This window comes from Haladaptatus sp. (genome assembly GCF_049589095.1).
GTDB lineage: Archaea > Halobacteriota > Halobacteria > Halobacteriales > Haladaptataceae > Haladaptatus.
Window position 1 is genome coordinate 1 of sequence record NZ_JBAWAC010000269.1, and the last position, 2,237, is coordinate 2,237.

Genomic DNA, 2,237 nt, shown 5'->3' on the forward strand with positions numbered 1-2,237 from the left:
CCGTCGAACGGGAAGTACACCTTCGAGGCGATGACGAAGTCCTCGCGGTCGTACTCCGATAGCCAGTCGCCGATCCACTCCTCGCTGGTGCCGTTCGGGTCACCGTAGACGTTCGCCGTGTCGATGAAGTTGATGCCGTTCTCCCACGCCGTGTCGAGCAGGTCGTGTGCCGTGTCATAATCCGTTTCGACCGTGCCGTTCGATTCCATGGCGAATCGCCACGTCCCGAAACACAGTTCCGAGACCTTCGTGCCTGTCGAACCGAGAGTTCGATACTCCATACCACGGCGTCGTCGGGAAGGGTCCTAAAAGCCCGGAAAGCGGCCAGGAACGAGGTGGAGAGATGGCGAAGGGACCCACACTCAGGAATACTCCCTTTGCACGACCACACCACCGCTCGAATTCCGAACGATGATCATATCGCCGCCGTTGTTCCAGACGGCGCTTCCCTCGCCCCAGTACAGGTCCGACGCGGAATCGCTTCCGCTGCCGGTGTGGAGCGTGACCGTCGAACCGGCGGCCAGCGTCGTCCCGGTCGGCACTTAGTAGCTGTGCCCCGCCGCGTCCGAAACCGACCAACCGGAGATGTCGATTGGTTCGTTCCCCGTATTCTTCAGGACGACGTACTCCTCGTTCGGATTCTCGTTGTCGTTTCCGGGGGCGTCCGCATGAATTTCGCTGATGGCGAGGGGGCTGGTCGTGCTCCCTCCCGTCGTCGAGGTGGCGGTTGTCGTCGTCTGCCCACCCTCACTCCCTCCGCTAGCACACTCCCAGAGTCCGAGACCGGTCTTTTGTGCAGCCGATTCGGCGGCTTGACATCCTCCCCGCGCTCAAGCGCGAGGATTCCCCAAGTTGGGATATTAGGGTTCGCGGTTAACGACTTGTTCTCGCGGAGCGAACCGACCCTCGCTACAATCGAACAAGCGTACCGCTGGCTGTGCCAACCAGCCGTTATCCCTATCTCCCCCATCACTGGCGAGATTCGGGAGTACTTTCTGTCTGATGTTCTCCGCACCATTACTATCGGCGTTCGCAACCAACCCACACTCACAGACGTACAACCCTCGCTGGACGCGCTGGCGGCCGTCTGACCGACCGCACGCAGAACACGTTTTCGACGTGTTGCGCTCGGACTTCGTGACAACAGCGATACCACGTTCCTCCGCTTTGTACTCAAGCATCGACGTGAAGCGGTCGAACGCCCATCCATGCAAGTCGAGATTGCCGTGCTTTCCCCAGTTGCGAGCATCGCCGTTCTCGTCTTCGCGGATACCGCCAAGGTCACCAACAACGATCGTCCCGACTCCTCTTTTGACACACTCGGATACGATGTCCTTCGAGAGTGCGTGCAAGAAGTGAGTCCGGCGGTCGGTGCGCTTGGTATCGAGACGACGGGCTTCGCGTGACGCCGAATCGTCCGTCTCGGCGCGCTTTTTGGCGAAGTAGTATTCGTCCTCTTTGAGCGCGCCACCGGGGTACAACACGGATTCGTCGCCGTACGAGATGGTGGCGAGGTTGCAGATACCAAGGTCGATGCCTGCCATGCCGTCACCGGGTGATTCAGCTTCGCCGATCGAGACGCGGCAGACGAAGTGCAACCGCCAGATGCCGTGTTCGTACACTGCACGAACCTGCTGAACGTTCTCGATGGTTCGGCCTGATGGGCCGATAGCGTCGTACTCGCACAGAACGAAGTCCGACCAATCCTCTTTGAGGTTTTTGCCTTTTGAGAGACGGACTCGGTTGTTGTGCGTGTCGTGCTTGAAACCAGCCGCTTTGAACGTGATTGTTGACCGTGGGTGGTCGTCGTTGTGTTTGCGATAGCCGGGCGGATTCGCGTTCTCGTCCCCGTTTCGGCGCTTGCCGTACCAACTGGTGAACGCCTCACCGAGTTCTTGGAGAACTCGCTGACTCGACTGAGAATGGAGGTCGGCGTAGCGTTCGTGGTTCTTGAGGTACGCCATAAGCGCGTTGGCGTCGGGAATCTGGCCGCAGGCGTCCCAGACACGTTGGGCCGTCCATCGGCCAACGTTCCAGAGCTTGCTGGCGGCGAATCCGAGCGAATCGAGGTCGTTGCGCACCTGCGAGTAGTTGCAGATACGGGCACGGTAGGTTCGCGTAACGACCTGTTTCGCCATACGTAACCTATGTCATCACAAATTTTTATATTTGTGTAGTGCGGAGTGAAAGTGAAACAAACCGTGGAATATCCAGCCCTGCTATCGGCGGCGGTTGCT

General features: G+C 59.1%; 2 protein-coding genes and 1 pseudogene. All 3 read right to left on the reverse strand.

Annotated elements, in window-relative coordinates:
- The coding region (locus WBV42_RS08715; RefSeq protein WP_423985681.1) for an aldo/keto reductase at positions 1-281 on the reverse strand (281 nt) is incomplete at its 3' end.
- A gap of 81 nt (positions 282-362) precedes the next feature.
- Positions 363-692 (reverse strand): annotated as a pseudogene (locus tag WBV42_RS08720) (lamin tail domain-containing protein); the annotation flags it as partial.
- A gap of 168 nt (positions 693-860) precedes the next feature.
- Complete coding sequence (locus WBV42_RS08725) at positions 861-2,138, reverse strand: RNA-guided endonuclease InsQ/TnpB family protein (RefSeq protein ID WP_423985682.1); 1,278 nt, start codon at positions 2,136-2,138, stop codon at positions 861-863.
- Between the last annotated feature and the right edge of the window lie 99 nt (positions 2,139-2,237).

What these genes read in the sequence shown, in the direction of transcription:
- WBV42_RS08725 (WP_423985682.1), bottom strand. Translation starts at nt 2,138, where the DNA reads ATGGCGAAACAGGTCGTTACGCGAACCTACCGTGCCCGTATCTGCAAC.